The organism is Cupriavidus sp. 01L45 (assembly GCF_056399885.1).
On sequence record NZ_JBFTSG010000052.1, the window covers coordinates 1 to 16,048 of the forward strand.

Genomic DNA, 16,048 nt, shown 5'->3' on the forward strand with positions numbered 1-16,048 from the left:
CTTTTTGCCTGACGACGCTTTTTGCCTGACGACGAGGGGAAGTCGCCCCATCCGGCGCGCCTTCTTTGCCTACTTTCTTGGCAAGACAAGAAAGTAGGTCGCCCCCCGCAGGGGGGTGAAACCGCCTTTGACTTTAGGCTTTTGAAGTTGAAATTGAAGTTGAAGTTGAGTCCAATCTCCCAGCCTCCTCATCGCTAAACAACTCCGACCGCGTCAAAAACCGCATCCCCGTCGGCCCCTCCAGCGAAAACATCCCCCCCGACCCCGCCACCACATCAATCACCAGCCGCGTATGCTGCCAGTACTCGAACTGCGCCCGCGTCATATAAAACCGCGCGCCGCCAATCTCGCCGAGGCAAACGTCGGCATCGCCGATAATCAGCTCGCCATCCGGATAGCACATCGGCGCGCTCCCATCGCAGCACCCCCCTGACTGGTGGAACATCAACGCGCCATGCTGAGCGCGCAAGCGCTCGATCAGCGCAAGCGCGGCAGGGGTGGCAACGACGCGTTGCACCGCGTCGGGTGAAGTGGCATCAGCGTTGGACATCGGGTGGCTCCTTGCCTACAGACCGTTCAGGCCACAAACCTCAGGCAGCAAAGTCCATCACCACCCGGCCTTCGATATCGCCGGCGCGCATGCGCGTGAAGATCTCGTTGATCTTCTCCAGCGGCGCGGTGGACACGGTAGCCTTGACCGCCCCATGAGCGGCGAAGTCGAGTGATTCCTGCAGGTCGCTGCGGGTGCCGACGATGGAGCCGCGGATGGTAATGCCCTTGAGCACCACATCGAAAATCGGCGTGGGGAAGTCTCCCGGCGGCAAGCCGTTCAGCGCAACCGTGCCGCCGCGCCGCACCATGCCGATGGCCTGGCCGAACGCCTTGGGCGAAACCGCCGTCACCAGCGCGCCGTGCGCGCCGCCGATTTCCTTTTGCAGGAACGCCACGGGATCGGTCGTACGCGCATTGACCGTGACCTCGGCCCCCAGCTTGCGGGCGAGATCGAGTTTCTTGTCGTCGATATCCACCGCCGCCACGCGCAGGCCCATGGCGCGCGCATATTGCACCGCCACATGGCCAAGCCCGCCGATGCCGGAGATCACCACCCATTGCCCGGGGCGAGTATCGGTAACTTTCAAGCCCTTGTAGACTGTGACGCCCGCGCACAGGATGGGCGCGATCTCGACAAAGCCCACGCTGTCAGGCAGCAGCCCTACGTAGTTGGGATCGGCAACCACGTATTCGCCATAGCCGCCGTTGACCGAATAACCGGTATTCTCCTGCTTTTCGCACAGGGTTTCCCAGCCCTGCAGGCAGTGCTCGCAATAGCCGCAGGCGCTGTAGAGCCAGGGCACGCCGACACGGTCGCCTTCCTTCACGCGGGTCACGCCGGCGCCTACCGCCGATACATAGCCCACGCCTTCGTGGCCGGGGATAAAGGGCAGGGTGGGCTTGACCGGCCAGTCGCCTTCGGCGGCGTGCAGGTCGGTGTGGCATACGCCCGAGGCTTCAATCTTGACCTGGATCTGGCCGCGTCCAGGTTGCGGCACCGGTACTTCATCGATCGTGAGCGGGGCGCCGAACTCGCGCACCACGGCGGCTTTCATCATCGCTGTCATCTCGACTCCTGATGCTGTTGGCAAGGACGCCCGCGCTGCGCGGCAGGAGGCCGGCAGCCCGGGCACCATGCCGATCATGGCATGGGCGGATACGCCCATTCTTGCGCTATATCAAAAGAAGCCGAGCGCGTTCGGGCTGTAGCTCACCAGCAGGTTCTTGGTCTGCTGGTAGTGATCCAGCATCATGCGATGGTTCTCGCGCCCGATGCCGGATTGCTTGTAGCCGCCGAACGCCGCATGGGCCGGATAGGCGTGATAGCAGTTGGTCCACACGCGGCCAGCCTGGATGCCGCGGCCCATGCGGAAGGCGCGCGCGCCATCGCGTGTCCATACACCGGCGCCCAGGCCGTAGAGCGTATCGTTGGCGATTTCCAGCGCTTCCTCCTCATCCTTGAAGGTGGTGACAGAAACCACCGGGCCAAAGATCTCTTCCTGGAAGATGCGCATCTTGTTATGGCCGGCGAATACCGTGGGCTTGACGTAGTAGCCGCTGGACAGGTCGCCGCCCAGCGCGTTGCGCTCGCCGCCGATCAGGCACTGCGCGCCTTCCTGCTTGCCCAGGTCGATGTAGGAGAGGATCTTTTCCAGTTGTTCCTGCGAGGCCTGCGCGCCGATCATGGTGGCCTTGTCGAGCGGGTGGCCCTGCTTGATCGCCGCCACGCGCTTGAGCGCGCGTTCCATGAAGCGCTCGTAGATCGATTCCTGGATCAGCGCGCGCGACGGGCAGGTGCAGACTTCGCCCTGGTTCAGCGCGAACATGGCGAAGCCTTCCAGCGCCTTGTCGAAGTAGGCATCGTCGGCGGACAGCACATCCTCGAAGAAGATGTTCGGCGACTTGCCCCCCAGTTCCAGCGTGACCGGGATCAGGTTCTGCGAGGCGTACTGCATGATCAGCCGGCCGGTGGTGGTCTCGCCGGTAAAGGCAATCTTGCTGATGCGAGAGCTGGATGCCAGCGGCTTGCCGGCTTCCAGGCCGAAGCCGTTGATCACATTGAGCACGCCCGGCGGCAGCAGGTCGCCGATGATTTCCATCAGCACCAGGATCGAGGCCGGGGTTTGTTCCGCGGGCTTGAGCACCACGCAGTTGCCGGCGGCCAGCGCGGGCGCCAGCTTCCACGTGGCCATCAGGAGCGGGAAATTCCACGGGATGATCTGGCCGACCACGCCGAGGGGCTCATGGAAGTGATAGGCCACGGTGTCGTGGTCGATCTCGGAGATGCCGCCTTCCTGCGCCCGGATACAGCCGGCGAAATAGCGGAAGTGGTCTACCGCCAGCGGCAGGTCGGCCGCCGTGGTTTCGCGGATGGGCTTGCCGTTGTCGATGGTCTCGGCCACCGCCAGCGTGACCAGGTTGGCCTCGATGCGGTCAGCGATGCGGTTGAGGATGTTGGCGCGCTCGGTGGTGGAGGTACGGCCCCAGGTGCCCTTGGCGCGGTGCGCTGCGTCCAGCGCGGCTTCCACGTCCTTCTGGTTGGAGCGCGGCACGCGCGTGAAGGTCTTGCCGGTGACCGGCGAGATGGCTTCGAAGTACTGGCCATCGGCCGGGGCCACCCAGGCGCCGCCGATATAGTTCTCGTACTGTTCCTTGTAGGGATACGCAACGCCCAGCTGGGCGATTTCCGCCATGTTCATGTCTCGCTCCGATTTGTGATTTCGCTCTGTACTGCGTGTCGTGCCGCTTTGTTTGCGCACGGATACCCTTCCGCAAGAGCTGTGCCCGGCGGACATTACGGAGCGAGAACGCCAGAAACCGGGCAAAGACGGCGCTTGGCCGGGCTATGCCGGCTGTAGCCGATGTGTCACGGCGCGAGGCAGTGTTCCGATCTGGAACACCAGGTGTGGCGATGCGGCGCAGCGGCGCAGTCAGCTGCCGCTGGTGTGGATCAGGAACTCGCGCAGGGCGTCCGCCGCCTTCTCCAGCTTGCGCCCGGGCTGCCACAGCAGCCCGACTTCCATGTCCGGCACGCCGTCGGCAATCGGCCTTGCCTCGATCTGCCTGCCCTCCAGCGACCACGGGCGGTACACCATGTCGGACAACACGGTCACGCCGAAGCCGTGCGCCACCAGGCCGCGCAGCGCTTCCATCGAACTGGTGCGAAACGCGATCGACGGCGCCAGCCGCTTGCTGCGCCAGTAGCGCAGCGTGGAGCGCTCGCCTTCGTCCACCGTGAGCAGGATGTAGGGGTGCGCCGCGATGTCCTTCAGCGTCAGGCGGGGCAGAGCCAGCAAAGGGTGCGACGGCGACGCCCAGAGCTGCCGCCGCGAGCGGATTACCGTGTGGTGGGCAAACCGCGGCAGCTTCTCGATATTGGACAGCAGGCCGATGCCTAGCTCGATCTCCCCGGACAGCACGGCCTGCTCGATGCCCGGGCGGTCCATGTCGTGCAGGTCGAAATCCACATCCGGATAGTTGGTGCGAAAGCGCGCCAGCAGTCCCGGCAGCAGGTAGCCCAGCACGGTATAGGACGCCGCCAGCCGGACTTTGCCCTGCAGGTTGTGCGCCTGGAAGCGCGGCTCGCGCAGGGTGTCCTGCACGGCGTCCAGGATCTGGCGGGCGCGCTGGTGTAGCCGGTGGCCCTCCGCCGTCAGTGCCACGCCGTGTGGCAAGCGATCGAAGAGACGCACGCCGAGCTGCTGCTCGAGCATCAGCACGGCATTGGTAATGGCCGATTGCGACACATGCTCGGCCGTGGCAGCCATCGAGAACTGCCCGGTTTCCGCCGCCGCCGAGAAGTAGCGGAACTGCCGCAAGGTGATTTCCTTGGCAATGCGCTGCCCGCCTTCTTCCTTGCCGTGCCGTTCTTTCGCCATGTGCGCTCCAGCTATGTGTTTTTCAGATACCAGCTCTCTGAATTCGTGATTTTACGATATCGGCGCGCCTTCCTACACTCAGCTCCAGCCCCATAAGAGCGTACGGAGACAGCATCGATGAATGCCCCCCTATCCCAAGCCCAGCAAGATGCCCTGGCGTCGGTTACCCTCGACGACAAATACACCCTGGAAAAAGGCCGCGTCTATCTCAGCGGCACCCAGGCGCTGGTGCGCCTGCCCATGCTGCAAAAGGCGCGCGACCGCGCTGCCGGGCTGAATACCGCCGGCTTTATCTCGGGCTATCGCGGCTCGCCGCTGGGCGGGGTGGACCAGGCGCTGTGGAAGGCCAAGAAGCACCTGGCCGCCAGCGACGTGGTGTTCCAGCCCGGCGTGAACGAGGACCTGGCGGCCACCGCCGTGTGGGGCACCCAGCAGGTCAATCTGTTCCCGCACGGCACCCGCGACGGCGTGTTCTCGATGTGGTACGGCAAGGGCCCGGGCGTGGACCGTTCCATCGACGTGCTCAAGCACGCCAATTCCGCCGGCTCGGCGAAGCATGGCGGCGTGCTGGTGCTGGCGGGCGACGACCACGCCGCCAAGTCGTCCTCGGTGGCGCACCAGTCCGAACACGTGCTGCTGGCTTCCGGCATCCCGGTGCTGTATCCGTCCAATGTGCAGGAATACCTCGACTATGGCCTGCATGGCTGGGCCATGAGCCGCTACTCCGGCCTGTGGGTGTCGATGAAATGCGTGACCGATGTGGTGGAATCCACGGCCTCGGTCGAAGTCGATCCCGATCGCGTGAAGATCGTGCTGCCGGAGGACTTCGCCATGCCGGAAGGCGGCCTCAATATCCGCTGGCCCGACCCGCCGCTGGCGCAGGAAGCCCGCCTGCTCGACCACAAATGGTATGCGGCACTGGCCTACATCCGCGCCAACAAGCTCAACCGCGTGGTGCTGGATTCGCCCAACGCGCGCTTCGGCATCATGACCGCCGGCAAGGCCTACCTCGACGTGCGCCAGGCGCTGTCGGACCTCGGCCTGGACGACGACACCTGCCGCCGCATCGGCATCCGCGTGTTCAAGGTGGGCTGCGTGTGGCCGCTGGACGCGCACGACGCGCGCGACTTCGCCACCGGCCTGGAAGAGATCCTGGTGGTGGAAGAAAAGCGCCAGATCCTCGAATACGCGCTCAAGGAAGAGCTCTACAACTGGCGCGACGACGTGCGCCCCAAGGTCTACGGCAAGTTCGACGAGCGCGGCAACCACGGCGGCGAATGGTCGCTACCGCGCGGCAACTGGCTGCTGCCGGCGCACTATGAGCTATCGCCGGCGCTGATCGCCAAGGCCATCGCCACCCGGCTGGAGAAGAGCGACCTGCCGTCTGACGTGCGCGAACGCATCGCCGCGCGCGTGGCGCTGATCGAGGCCAAGGAGCGCGAAGCCGCGCGCCCGCGTATCTCGGTGGAGCGCAAGCCCTGGTTCTGCTCGGGCTGCCCGCACAACACGTCCACCCGCGTGCCCGAAGGCTCGCGCGCGCTCGCCGGCATCGGCTGCCACTATATGGCGATGTGGATGGACCGCAATACCGACACCTTCAGCCAGATGGGCGGCGAAGGCGTGGCGTGGACCGGCCAGATGCATTTCACCGGCGAGAAGCATGTGTTCGTCAACCTTGGCGACGGCACTTACTTCCACTCGGGCCTGCTGGCGATCCGCGCGGCCATCGCGTCCAAGGCCTGCATCACCTACAAGATCCTCTTCAACGATGCCGTGGCGATGACCGGCGGCCAGCCCGTGGACGGCGTGCTGACCGTGCCGCAGATTGCGCACCAGGTGCTGGCCGAAGGCGCCAGCAAGATCGTGGTGGTGACCGACGAGCCGGAGAAATACGGCGACGGCAGCATGTTGCCCGGCGGCGTCACGGTGCATCACCGCGACCAGCTCGACGACATCCAGGTCCAGCTGCGCGACACCGCCGGCGTCACCATCCTGATCTACGACCAGACCTGCGCCACCGAGAAGCGCCGCCGCCGCAAGCGCGGCACCATGGCCGATCCCGCCAAACGCGCCTTCATCAACGACGCGGTCTGCGAAGGCTGCGGCGATTGCTCGGTCAAGTCCAACTGCCTGTCGGTGGAGCCGCTGGAAACGCCGCTGGGCACCAAGCGCAAGATCAACCAGTCCTCCTGCAACAAGGACTTCTCCTGCGTCAACGGCTTCTGCCCGAGTTTTGTCACGGCTGAAGGCGCTCAGGTGCGCAAGCCGGCCGCGGCGGGCGGCAAGGGCGCGGGCGCCGATTTCAGCGCGCTGCCGCAGCCGGCGCTGCCCATGCTCGAGCGGCCCTACGGCGTGCTGGTAACGGGTGTCGGCGGCACTGGCGTGGTCACCATCGGCGGCCTGCTCGGCATGGCTGCCCACCTGGAGCAAAAGGGCGTGACCGTGCTCGACATGGCCGGCCTGGCGCAGAAGGGGGGCGCGGTGATCAGCCATGTGCAGATTGCGCCGACTCCCGCCGCGCTGCATGCTACCCGTATCGCCACTGGCGAGGCGCGGCTGGTGATCGGCTGCGACGCCATCGTCTCGGCCTCGCCCGAAGTCCTGTCCAAGACCCGGGTCGACGTGACGGCGGCCGCCATCAATAGCGCCAACACGCCGACCGCCGACTTCATCAAAAACCCGAACTGGAAGTTCCCGGGCGCCTCGGCCGAGCAAGACCTGCGCGCCAGCGTCGGCGAAGCCTGCGCCTTTATCGATGCCAATGCCTGGGCCGTGAAGCTCCTGGCCGATTCGATCTACTCCAACCCGCTGCTGCTCGGCTTTGCCTGGCAGAAAGGCTGGGTGCCGCTGCAGCGTGACAGCCTGGTGCGGGCCATCGAGCTGAACGGCGTGTCGGTCGAGAAGAACCTGCTGGCCTTCGACTGGGGGCGCTATCTGGCGCACCATGGCGAAGCGGCGCTGAGCGCGCAATTGCAAATGGCGCCGCGCGCGCAGGTGGTGGCCATGCCGGAAACGCTCGATAGCGTCATCCGCCAGCGCGAAGCGCTGCTCACGGCCTACCAGAACCCGGCATACGCCGCCCGGTACCGTGCCGTGGTCGACGGCGTGCGCGCCGCCGAGAMGCGCGTGGGTGCCAATGCCCGCCTGCCGCTCAGCGAAGCCGTGGCGCACAACCTGGCCAAGCTGATGGCCTACAAGGATGAGTACGAGGTCGCCCGCCTGTACGCCGACCCCGCCTTCCTGGACAAACTGCGCGCGCAGTTCGAAGGCGAACCTGGCCGTGACTACCAGCTCAGCTTCCACCTGGCCCCCCCGCTGCTGGCCAAGCAGGACTCGCATGGCCACCTGGTCAAGCGCCGCTTCGGCCCGGCCATGCTGACCGCATTCCGTTTGCTGGCACGCGCCAAGGGCTTGCGCGGCACCGCCTTCGACGTGTTCGGCAAGACCGCCGAGCGGCGCGCGGAGCGCAAACTGATCGAGGATTACATCGCCATGGTGGAAGAGTTTGGCGCAACGTTGAGTGCCGATCGCCTGGACACGGCGGTGGCGCTGGCCAGCCTGCCCGACGACATCCGTGGCTTCGGGCATGTCAAGGAAGCCAATATGGAAAAAGTGGCGGCACGCCGGGCGGAGCTGCTGGCCCGGTATCGGGGCGAGGCGGTGCGCGTGGCGGCCTGAGCGGCCCCGGATGCACCGTGCCGGTCAGCGAGTGCGGCGGCGCGCCCGCTCCTGATCGGCAATCGCAAGCGCATCTGCAATGGCGTCCAGGGAGTCGACGCCCATCGCCACCACGAGATCGACGGCATCGCCTTTTCTGAAGATGATGACCCTGAGATTGCCGTTGCCAGCGCGGAACTCGTCGACGGCTTGAATGACGCTCGGGTCAAGGTCTTTCACCAGGTCCGCGCTCTCAATGCTCCCGGAGGACCAGTACGTGCGTTTCTCGTCAGGGCGGCCAACAATAAGGCGTTCTCTGGCAGGCAGACGTTCGACAAGACCGAACGCTTCAATCAGGGTCATCATATGAGTCAGGCAACGGCGGGCCGCCAAAGAAAAAAGTGCCGTCCGCGGGGGGGCGCGGCGTTCATTATAGCGAGGCCGTGCCTGCAGCCTCGTACCTATCCATGCCCGCTTTATCTCACCGTGGCTGGAACACGATAATCGCCATGCCCGCAATTGCCACCGCCACCCCGGCCAGATCCCAGTGGCTGGGCCGCACCCCATCCACCAGCCATAACCACGCGATAGCGACCGCGATGTAAATCCCGCCATAAGCCGCATAGACCCGCCCGGACGCGTCCGGGTGCAACGACAGCAGCCAGGCAAACAACACCAGCGCCAGGGCGCCGGGGATCAGGATCCAGGCGCTGGCGCCCTGGCGCAACCACAGGTAAGGCAGATAGCAGCCGAGGATTTCCGCGCAGGCAGTGACGAGGTAAAGGGCGAACGTTTTCATTCAACGGAAGAGGCAGCGGACTCAGACGTGTCTACAGGGGGCGCATCGGCCCGCGGGTTCGTCACGCGCTTGCGCGCAGCCGTACGCCGCTTGCCGCCGCCCAGTTCGCCGCCCTTATAAGGTACCCGCCCCGACGGCACCACCGCCGAAGCCAGTTCCACATGTCCCTCCTGGTCATCGAAGAACATATGCGCGCCGAAGGCCTGCAGGACCTGGTCCTTGGGCAGCCCGCCCAGGAAGAACGCCTCGTCGATGCTGACGTTCCACGCCCGCAAGGTATGCACCACCCGCGTGTGCGCCGGGCTGTTGCGCGCAGTCACGATGGCGATGCGCACCGGGCACTGTCCCGGCTCGAAATGCGACTGGATCTCCGCCAGCCGGAGCAGCAGCTTGGCGAACGGCCCTTCGGCCATGGCCTTGTGGCGGTGTTTCTGCTCATGCCGGGTAAAGGCCTCCAGCCCTTTCTGCTTGAAAATCTGCTCGGACTCGGGCGAGAACAGCACGGCGTCGCCGTCGAAGGCGATGCGGATCTGGCCGGCGGGGGCGTGATAGTCGGCGGGCGCGGCGTAAAGCTGGGCCGCGGCCACGCCACCGTCGATGGCGGCCTGTACGTCGGAGGCTTCGCGCGAGAGGAACAGGTCTACCTTGAAGGCTTGCAGGTATCGAGAGATCGGCTCGCCGCCGGTGAAGGCCGCGCGGGTGATGTCCAGCCGATGCGTCTCGATGGCGTTGAACGCGCGCAGCCCGGTGTCGGGCGAATTGCGTGAGATCACCACCACCTCGACCAGCCTGCGGTCCGGGATCAGGTGATTGAGTTCGAGCAGCGCCTGCACCAGCGGGAAGGCCGTGCCCGGCAGCAGGGGCTCGTCCTCATGCTGGCGCTGGTAGGCGGAGTAGGAAGCCACGCCTTCGGATTGATAGATACCGTTCTCGTGCTCGAGGTCGAATAGCGCTCGGGACGAGATGCCGATGACGAGTTTGTCGGTGAGATCGTAGGCCATGCCGCAGTATAAAGGCAGACGATTCGACGCTATGGCGCCAACATCGACATTGAGGATGGCGTGGGCGTGATCAGGGCCAAGTCTGCGCTGCGGTGGCTCAGGCGCGGGCAAGCGTCTGAGAATGCCTATCGAGCATGAGTGGTGCTTGATACATGCCGATGGCACGGTCCAGGATGACTCGGCCGACCTGGTGGTGGCGTTCAGCCACAGCCGTCCTGCTGGCTAAGGCTAGCCGGCGGTAATACTGGCCCTTGCGCGGGTAATCTCAATTTGAGATACACTGCCGTCATGCGCGTGATCTCTAACAAAACCCTGGTGGATTTCGCGGCCCGATATCCGGATGCCAAAGTACCCTTACAGGCTTGGCGCAAACTGGTCGAGGCCACCAGCTTCGGCAGCTATGCCCACTTGAAGGCAACCTTTGATGCTACCGATCGTGTGGGAAATTTCTACGTCTTCGACTTTGGTGGCAACAAATACCATCTCATCACCGCGATTCACTTCGACCGCCAGATGCTCTACGTGCGCGAAGTCCTGACTCACAAGGAGTACGACAAATGGAAGCCCTCTTGAACGTGGCTGCACTGACCGCTCACTTCCGCGCTTTGTCCGAAGTCRTACCCCTGCACCCCATCCGGACTGAACGTGATTATCACGAGGCCGTCAACGTCATGAACGCACTGCTCGATGCGGGCGCGGCAGACGAATCGCATCCTCTGGCGGATCTGGTCGCGACGCTCGGTGAGTTGATTGCAGACTACGACCAGGCACACTACGCATTTCCTGCCGTAAGCGGCGTGGATGCCTTGCGATTTCTGATGGAGCAGCACCACCTTACGCAGGCACAAGTCCCCGAAATCGGTAGCCAGGGCGTGGTTTCGGAAATCCTGAAAGGGCGCCGCGAACTCAACGTGCGCCAGATTCGGGCCCTCGCTGCCCGTTTTGGCGTCGCTGCATCCGTCTTCCTCCCGGCCGATGCACCTGTCGTAGCCTGAGGCCGCGATACGCCAAGCCCATCCGCCGCCACTTGCAGCCAGCGCGCCTGTCCCCGCAGCACGTTGCGCTGCCAGCGGCCCAGCCGCAGCACGCTACGCTGCCAGTGGCCGGTGTCGCTTGCCAATTCGGCAGCTTCTGCCGCGGCCTCCTCCCTACAATGAATTCCTCGATTCGCGGCATCCTTGACGCTGTCGCCGGATACAGAAGAACGAAGCCCACGGAGACCGCAATGAGTGCCCTGCAAAAGCCCGCCGCCATCGAGATTGCCTCAGGCCAAAGCCACGACCCCGACCACGAAGAGACCCGCGAATGGCTCGACGCCCTGGCCGGCGTCTTCCGCGCCAGCGGTGCCCCGCGCGCGCGCTTCCTGCTGGAACGCCTTGCCGAGCATGCGAGCCATCTCGGCCTGGGGCCAAGGGCGAATCCGTACTCGGCCTACCAGAACACGATTGGCGTGGGCGAACAGCAACGCTATCCCGGCGACCTGGCGCTCGAGCAAAAACTGACGTCGATCATCCGCTGGAATGCGCTGGCCATGGTGGTCCGCGCCAACAAGGCCTATGGGGAGCTTGGCGGCCACCTGGCCAGCTATGCTTCCGCCGCCGAGATCTTCGAGGTGGGCTTCAATCACTTCTTCCGCGCGGACGAGGGCGAGCGCAAGGGCGACCTGGTCTACTTCCAGCCGCATTCCGCGCCGGGTGTCTATGCGCGCGCCTTCCTCGAAGGACGGCTGTCCGAAGCCCAGCTCGCCAGCTACCGGCAGGAAACAGGCGGCGGTGGACTCTCCTCCTATCCGCACCCCTGGCTGATGCCGGATTTCTGGCAGTTCCCGACCGGCTCGATGGGCATTGGCCCGATCAGCGCCATCTACCAGGCGCGCTTCCTGCGCTACCTCGGCCATCGCGGCATTGCCGACACCGCGGCGCGCCGCGTCTGGGGCGTGTTCGGCGACGGCGAAATGGATGAGCCGGAATCGCTCGCCGCGCTCTCGCTCGCCGCGCGCGAGAAGCTGGACAACCTGACCTTCGTGATCAACTGCAACCTGCAGCGCCTGGATGGCCCGGTGCGCGGCAACGGGCAGGTGATCAATGAGCTGGAAGCGCTGTTCAGCGGCGCCGGCTGGAACGTGGTCAAGGTGGTCTGGGGTTCCGAGTGGGATGCCCTGTTCGCCCGGGATACCAGCCACGCGCTGCTGCGGCGCTTCGCCGCGATGGTGGATGGCGAATACCAGAACCTTGGCGCCAAGGATGGCGATTACAACCTCGCGCACTTCTTCAACCGCGACCCCGAACTGAAAGCGCTGGCCGCCAGCATGAGCAGCGCGGATATCGATGCGCTGCGCCGGGGCGGGCACGATTTCCGCAAGCTGTATGCCGCATTCCGCGCCGCGCAGGAACACAAGGACCGGCCGACGGTGATCCTCGCCAAGACCAAGAAGGGCTACGGCATGGGCGAGGCGGGCGAATCCCGCATGACGGCGCACCAGCAGAAGAAGCTGGACATCGACGCGCTGCTGGCCTTCCGCGACCGCTTTGCGCTGCCGCTGGACGACGATGCCGTGGCGGCGCTGCGTTTCTGCAAGCCGGCCGAGGACAGTCCCGAGATGGCCTACCTCCGCGCGCGCCGCCAGGCGCTGGGCGGTTACCTGCCGGCGCGTGCGCGAACCGCGCCCGCGCTGCGCATGCCGGAACTGATGCAGTACGGCCGCTTCGCCATGGAGCCGGACGACCGCGCGGTCTCCACCACCACCGGCGTGGTCCGGCTGTTCACCAACCTGATCAAGGACAAGACCGTCGGCCCGCGGGTGGTGCCTATCGTGGCGGACGAGGCGCGCACCTTTGGCATGGCCAACCTGTTCCGGCAGATCGGCATCTACTCGCCCATGGGCCAGCTCTACGAGCCGGAGGATGCCGGTTCGATGCTGTACTACAAGGAAAGCCAGCAAGGGCAGTTGCTGGAAGAGGGCATTACCGAAGCCGGGGCGCTGGCCTCGTGGACGGCCGCGGCCACGTCATACAGCGTGAGCGGCGTGGCCATGCTGCCGTTCTACATCTATTACTCGATGTTTGGCTTCCAGCGCGTCGGCGACCTGATCTGGGCGGCGGCGGACCAGCGCGCGCGGGGCTTCCTGATCGGCGCCACGGCCGGGCGTACCACCCTTGCCGGCGAAGGCCTGCAGCACCAGGACGGCACCAGCCAGCTGATTGCGGCCACGGTGCCGAACTGCCGCGCCTACGATCCGGCCTTCGCCAGCGAGGCTGCGGTCATCATCCATCACGGCGCGCGCAGCATGCTGGAAGAACAGCGCGACGAGTTCTACTACCTGACCGTCAACAACGAGAACTACGTGCAGGCGCCGTTACGCGAGGACGCGCATGACGACGTGATCAAGGGCATGTACCTTTACGGCACGCGCGGACCCGAAGGCGCCGCCACCAGCGTGAGGCTGCTCGGCTCGGGCGCCATCCTGCGCGAAGTCATCGCCGCCGCGGACCTGCTGGCGAGCGACTGGGATATCAAGTCAGAGATCTGGAGCGTGACCAGCTTCTCCGAACTGGCCAGGGACGCCCGCGAATGCGAGCGCGCCAGCCTGTTCGCCAGCGGTGGCGAAACGGAAAGCCATTTGCAGCGCTGCCTGCCGGGCGCAACCCCGGTCATTGCCGCGACCGATTACGTGCGGGCCTATGCGCAGCTTATCGCGTCATACCTGCCCGCGCCGTTCACCGCCCTGGGCACGGATGGCTTCGGGCGCAGCGATACGCGCGCGGCGCTGCGGCGCTTCTTCGAGATCGACCGGTACCACGTGGCAATTGCCGCGCTGCGCGCGATCTCGCCGGAGCTGCACGCGCGGGGGCTGGAGCACTATGGCGTGCGCATGGAGTCCGATGGGCCCTGGGTGCGTTAAGCAAGCGCCTGCGCAATATCCGCCAGCAGGTCCGGTGCATCCTCGATGCCGGCACTGAGGCGGACCAGCCCGTCCGTGACGCCGTTCTGCAAGCGTATATCCTCCGCGACAGCGCTATGCGTGGTGGAGGCGGGATGGCAGGCGAGCGAGTCGGCATCGCCCACGGAGACCGCCTGCGTGACCAGTGTCAGCCGGTCCAGGAATCGCCGTGCCGCTGCCCGGCCGCCACGCAGTTCCAGCGACAGGATGCCGCCGAACAGCCGCATCTGGCCACGCGCGATCTCGTGGCCGGGGTGAGAGGGCAGGCCCGGATAGTAGACGCGCTCGACCGCGGCATGGCCATGCAGCATCTGTGCGATCTGCTGTGCGTTGTCGCAGGCTGCCTCGATCCGCAGCGGCAGCGTCTTCAGCCCCCGGATGAGCATGGCGGCCTCATGCGGGCTCAGGCAACCGCCCAGGTCTTTCATGCCGGTCGGGCGGATGCGCTGGATCAGCTCGCCGCGGGCGACAGCGACGCCGCCCGTGGCATCGCCGTGGCCGCCGATGTACTTGGTGGCCGAATGCACGGCTACGTCGATGCCGAGCGCCAGCGGCCGGGTCAGGCAAGGCGTGGCGAAGGTGTTGTCGGCCACGCTGAGGATGCCCGCCGCCCGCGCGATACGGGCCGTTTCCTCCAGGTCGATGATGCCCATGACGGGATTGGCCGGCGTTTCCACGTAGATCAGCCGGGTACGCTCGCTCAGGCGGGCTTGCACGCTCGCCAGGTCGGGCACGGCAAAGGTCTGGATGCCAAGGCGGGGCAGCAGGTTGCGCATGATCCCGTCGGTGCCGCCGTAGAGCGTGCCGACGTAGATGGCCTCGTCGCCCGCCGAGAGCAGCCCGAGCAGCGTCGATGTGATGGCAGCCGTGCCGCTGGCAAACGCCACCGCGCCTTCGCCGCCTTCCAGCGCAGCCATCTTGGCCTCGAAGGTCTGCACGGTCGGGTTGGCGAAACGGCTGTAGAGAAAGCCCGGCTGCTCCCCGGAGAAGCGCCGCGCGCCCGCGTCGAAATCGTCGTAGGCAAACGACGAGGTGGCAGCGATGGGCGGCGCGATGGCGCCGGTCGACACATCCGGATGTTGTCCGGCGTGCACGGCGAGGGTGCGCAGGCCGAGGGCGGGGGAGGACGATGAAGCGGGCTTTTGAGAACGCATGACTGTGCCTTGACAAGGTGGGTTTGCTAGCCATCCGGGTCTTTCCCGAAGGCATGAGAATTATGTTTCTTGTTGAAAACCTGGGCCGGTTGCCCTGGCGCGTGTGCCGATGGTGCCTGCCCTCCTTGTGCATCGGCGTGCGCAACATGCATCACGCGTTCGCCCGCGACGGTAGCCGCGCAATATCGCGGATGCACTCGGCGATGATACGGCGCAAGGGGGTCGACGGCAGATCGATGAAGGAAGCGAAGTATGTCTGCGTCGGGAACGGCCGGGAGAGCCCGAGAAATCTTAGCGTTCCTGTATCGAGCTCGTTGCGGATGAGGTCAACGGGCAGCACCGCGTATCCAACGCCAGCACAGGCGAGGCGCAACATCACGGACAAGGAGCTGAGAACGTTCAGCTTGAAGCCGGCCAGATGCGGCGTGTCAAAGTAGGTGGCAACCGAGGCGAAGAGGTCCGAATCGACTGGATACGAGAGCAACATCTGCTGTTTTAGCGCCTCGACCGACGGCGATACGTTGCCGGGAATCAGGCGGGGGCTCGCGACCCAGGCGTAGTCAAGCTCCAGCAGCTTCAGGTTGTCCACGTTCGGTTCGTTGACACTGCCGAGGAGAAGGCCAATATCGAGCGCGCCGCTTAGTAGCTTGTGCCGAATGTCGGTGCTGGTGAGAGAAGGCAGATGGATATTGACGTCAGGCCATCTGGCATAAAGCACGTCAACCAGCGGCTCGAGTATTGCCCCGGCGACCGTGCCGCTCATGCCGATGGTGATCTGGCTGGGCATTGCATCCTTTGCGGCAAACCGCTGGGTGAACGCGTCCGCAAGGGCAAGCAGCTCCTCCGCCGGCGCCAGCATCTCGGCGCCCTCCGGGGTGAGGCACAGTTGCTTTCCCTTTTCCCGGACAAAAACCTTTACGCCCAGCTCTGCTTCGAACGCGGCGATGCGCGCGGAGATGGTGGCATCGGTGGCGTGAAGCCGCTGCGCAACCAGGGTCATCCTGCGCAGCCGGGCCGCCCAGACGAATGTTTCAAGAAATCGAAGGTTCATGGGCTGGCATCCTGCG

The 16,048-nt window shown here is 65.3% G+C and carries 13 protein-coding genes; 4 read left to right on the top strand and 9 right to left on the bottom strand.

The annotated features are described in order from the left end of the window. Positions 1 to 133: 133 nt before the first annotated feature. The 4 genes from AC1DT6_RS29520 to AC1DT6_RS29535 all read right to left on the bottom strand — a co-directional run bounded on the left by AC1DT6_RS29520 (position 134) and on the right by AC1DT6_RS29535 (position 4,430). The gene (locus AC1DT6_RS29520; RefSeq protein WP_441634957.1) at positions 134 to 550 is read right to left on the bottom strand and encodes a DUF779 domain-containing protein; all 417 of its coding nucleotides are present in this window, start codon (positions 548 to 550) and stop codon (positions 134 to 136) included. 40 nt (positions 551 to 590) lie between these two features. Continuing rightward, positions 591 to 1,619, bottom strand: coding sequence for an alcohol dehydrogenase AdhP (gene adhP / locus AC1DT6_RS29525; RefSeq protein ID WP_477103680.1), 1,029 nt, complete (start codon positions 1,617 to 1,619; stop codon positions 591 to 593). A 111-nt stretch (positions 1,620 to 1,730) separates the two neighbouring features. Further along, positions 1,731 to 3,251 carry an aldehyde dehydrogenase gene (adh, locus tag AC1DT6_RS29530; protein ID WP_441634961.1) on the bottom strand — a complete coding sequence of 507 codons (1,521 nt, stop codon included), beginning with the start codon at positions 3,249 to 3,251 and terminating at the stop codon, positions 1,731 to 1,733. A gap of 231 nt (positions 3,252 to 3,482) precedes the next feature. Beyond that, positions 3,483 to 4,430, bottom strand: coding sequence for a LysR family transcriptional regulator (locus AC1DT6_RS29535; RefSeq protein ID WP_441634963.1), 948 nt, complete (start codon positions 4,428 to 4,430; stop codon positions 3,483 to 3,485). 117 nt (positions 4,431 to 4,547) lie between these two features. Here AC1DT6_RS29535 and AC1DT6_RS29540 point away from each other — a divergent pair, with 117 nt between their 5' ends. Next, positions 4,548 to 8,108: an indolepyruvate ferredoxin oxidoreductase family protein gene (locus AC1DT6_RS29540; RefSeq protein ID WP_477115160.1), complete on the top strand. Its 3,561-nt coding sequence runs from the start codon at positions 4,548 to 4,550 to the stop codon at positions 8,106 to 8,108. Positions 8,109 to 8,132: 24 nt separating this feature from the next. Here the strand turns inward: AC1DT6_RS29540 and AC1DT6_RS29545 are convergent, their stop codons facing one another. The 3 genes from AC1DT6_RS29545 to AC1DT6_RS29555 all read right to left on the bottom strand — a co-directional run bounded on the left by AC1DT6_RS29545 (position 8,133) and on the right by AC1DT6_RS29555 (position 9,887). Next, positions 8,133 to 8,453 carry a hypothetical protein gene (locus tag AC1DT6_RS29545; protein WP_441634967.1) on the bottom strand — a complete coding sequence of 107 codons (321 nt, stop codon included), beginning with the start codon at positions 8,451 to 8,453 and terminating at the stop codon, positions 8,133 to 8,135. A gap of 115 nt (positions 8,454 to 8,568) precedes the next feature. Next, positions 8,569 to 8,886, bottom strand: coding sequence for a YnfA family protein (locus AC1DT6_RS29550; RefSeq protein WP_441634969.1), 318 nt, complete (start codon positions 8,884 to 8,886; stop codon positions 8,569 to 8,571). After that, a complete protein-coding gene (locus AC1DT6_RS29555; RefSeq protein ID WP_441634971.1) occupies positions 8,883 to 9,887 on the bottom strand; it encodes a 5'-nucleotidase in 1,005 nt (334 codons plus the stop codon). The genes AC1DT6_RS29550 and AC1DT6_RS29555 overlap by 4 nt, the downstream gene beginning before the upstream one ends. A gap of 288 nt (positions 9,888 to 10,175) precedes the next feature. Here AC1DT6_RS29555 and AC1DT6_RS29560 point away from each other — a divergent pair, with 288 nt between their 5' ends. The 3 genes from AC1DT6_RS29560 to mdeB all read left to right on the top strand — a co-directional run bounded on the left by AC1DT6_RS29560 (position 10,176) and on the right by mdeB (position 13,788). Then, complete coding sequence (locus AC1DT6_RS29560; RefSeq protein ID WP_441634973.1) at positions 10,176 to 10,460, top strand: type II toxin-antitoxin system HigB family toxin; 285 nt, start codon at positions 10,176 to 10,178, stop codon at positions 10,458 to 10,460. Further along, on the top strand, positions 10,445 to 10,882 hold the full coding sequence (locus AC1DT6_RS29565; protein ID WP_477115161.1) for a helix-turn-helix domain-containing protein: 438 nt from the start codon (positions 10,445 to 10,447) through the stop codon (positions 10,880 to 10,882). The genes AC1DT6_RS29560 and AC1DT6_RS29565 overlap by 16 nt, the downstream gene beginning before the upstream one ends. 230 nt (positions 10,883 to 11,112) lie before the next feature. Further along, a complete protein-coding gene (gene mdeB / locus AC1DT6_RS29570) occupies positions 11,113 to 13,788 on the top strand; it encodes an alpha-ketoglutarate dehydrogenase (protein ID WP_441634977.1) in 2,676 nt (891 codons plus the stop codon). Here mdeB and AC1DT6_RS29575 read toward each other — a convergent pair. Then, a complete protein-coding gene (locus AC1DT6_RS29575) occupies positions 13,785 to 14,981 on the bottom strand; it encodes a trans-sulfuration enzyme family protein (protein ID WP_441634979.1) in 1,197 nt (398 codons plus the stop codon). The two genes, mdeB and AC1DT6_RS29575, sit on opposite strands and share 4 nt — an antisense overlap. A gap of 151 nt (positions 14,982 to 15,132) precedes the next feature. After that, a complete protein-coding gene (locus AC1DT6_RS29580) occupies positions 15,133 to 16,032 on the bottom strand; it encodes a LysR family transcriptional regulator (protein WP_441634981.1) in 900 nt (299 codons plus the stop codon). Positions 16,033 to 16,048 lie beyond the last annotated feature (16 nt).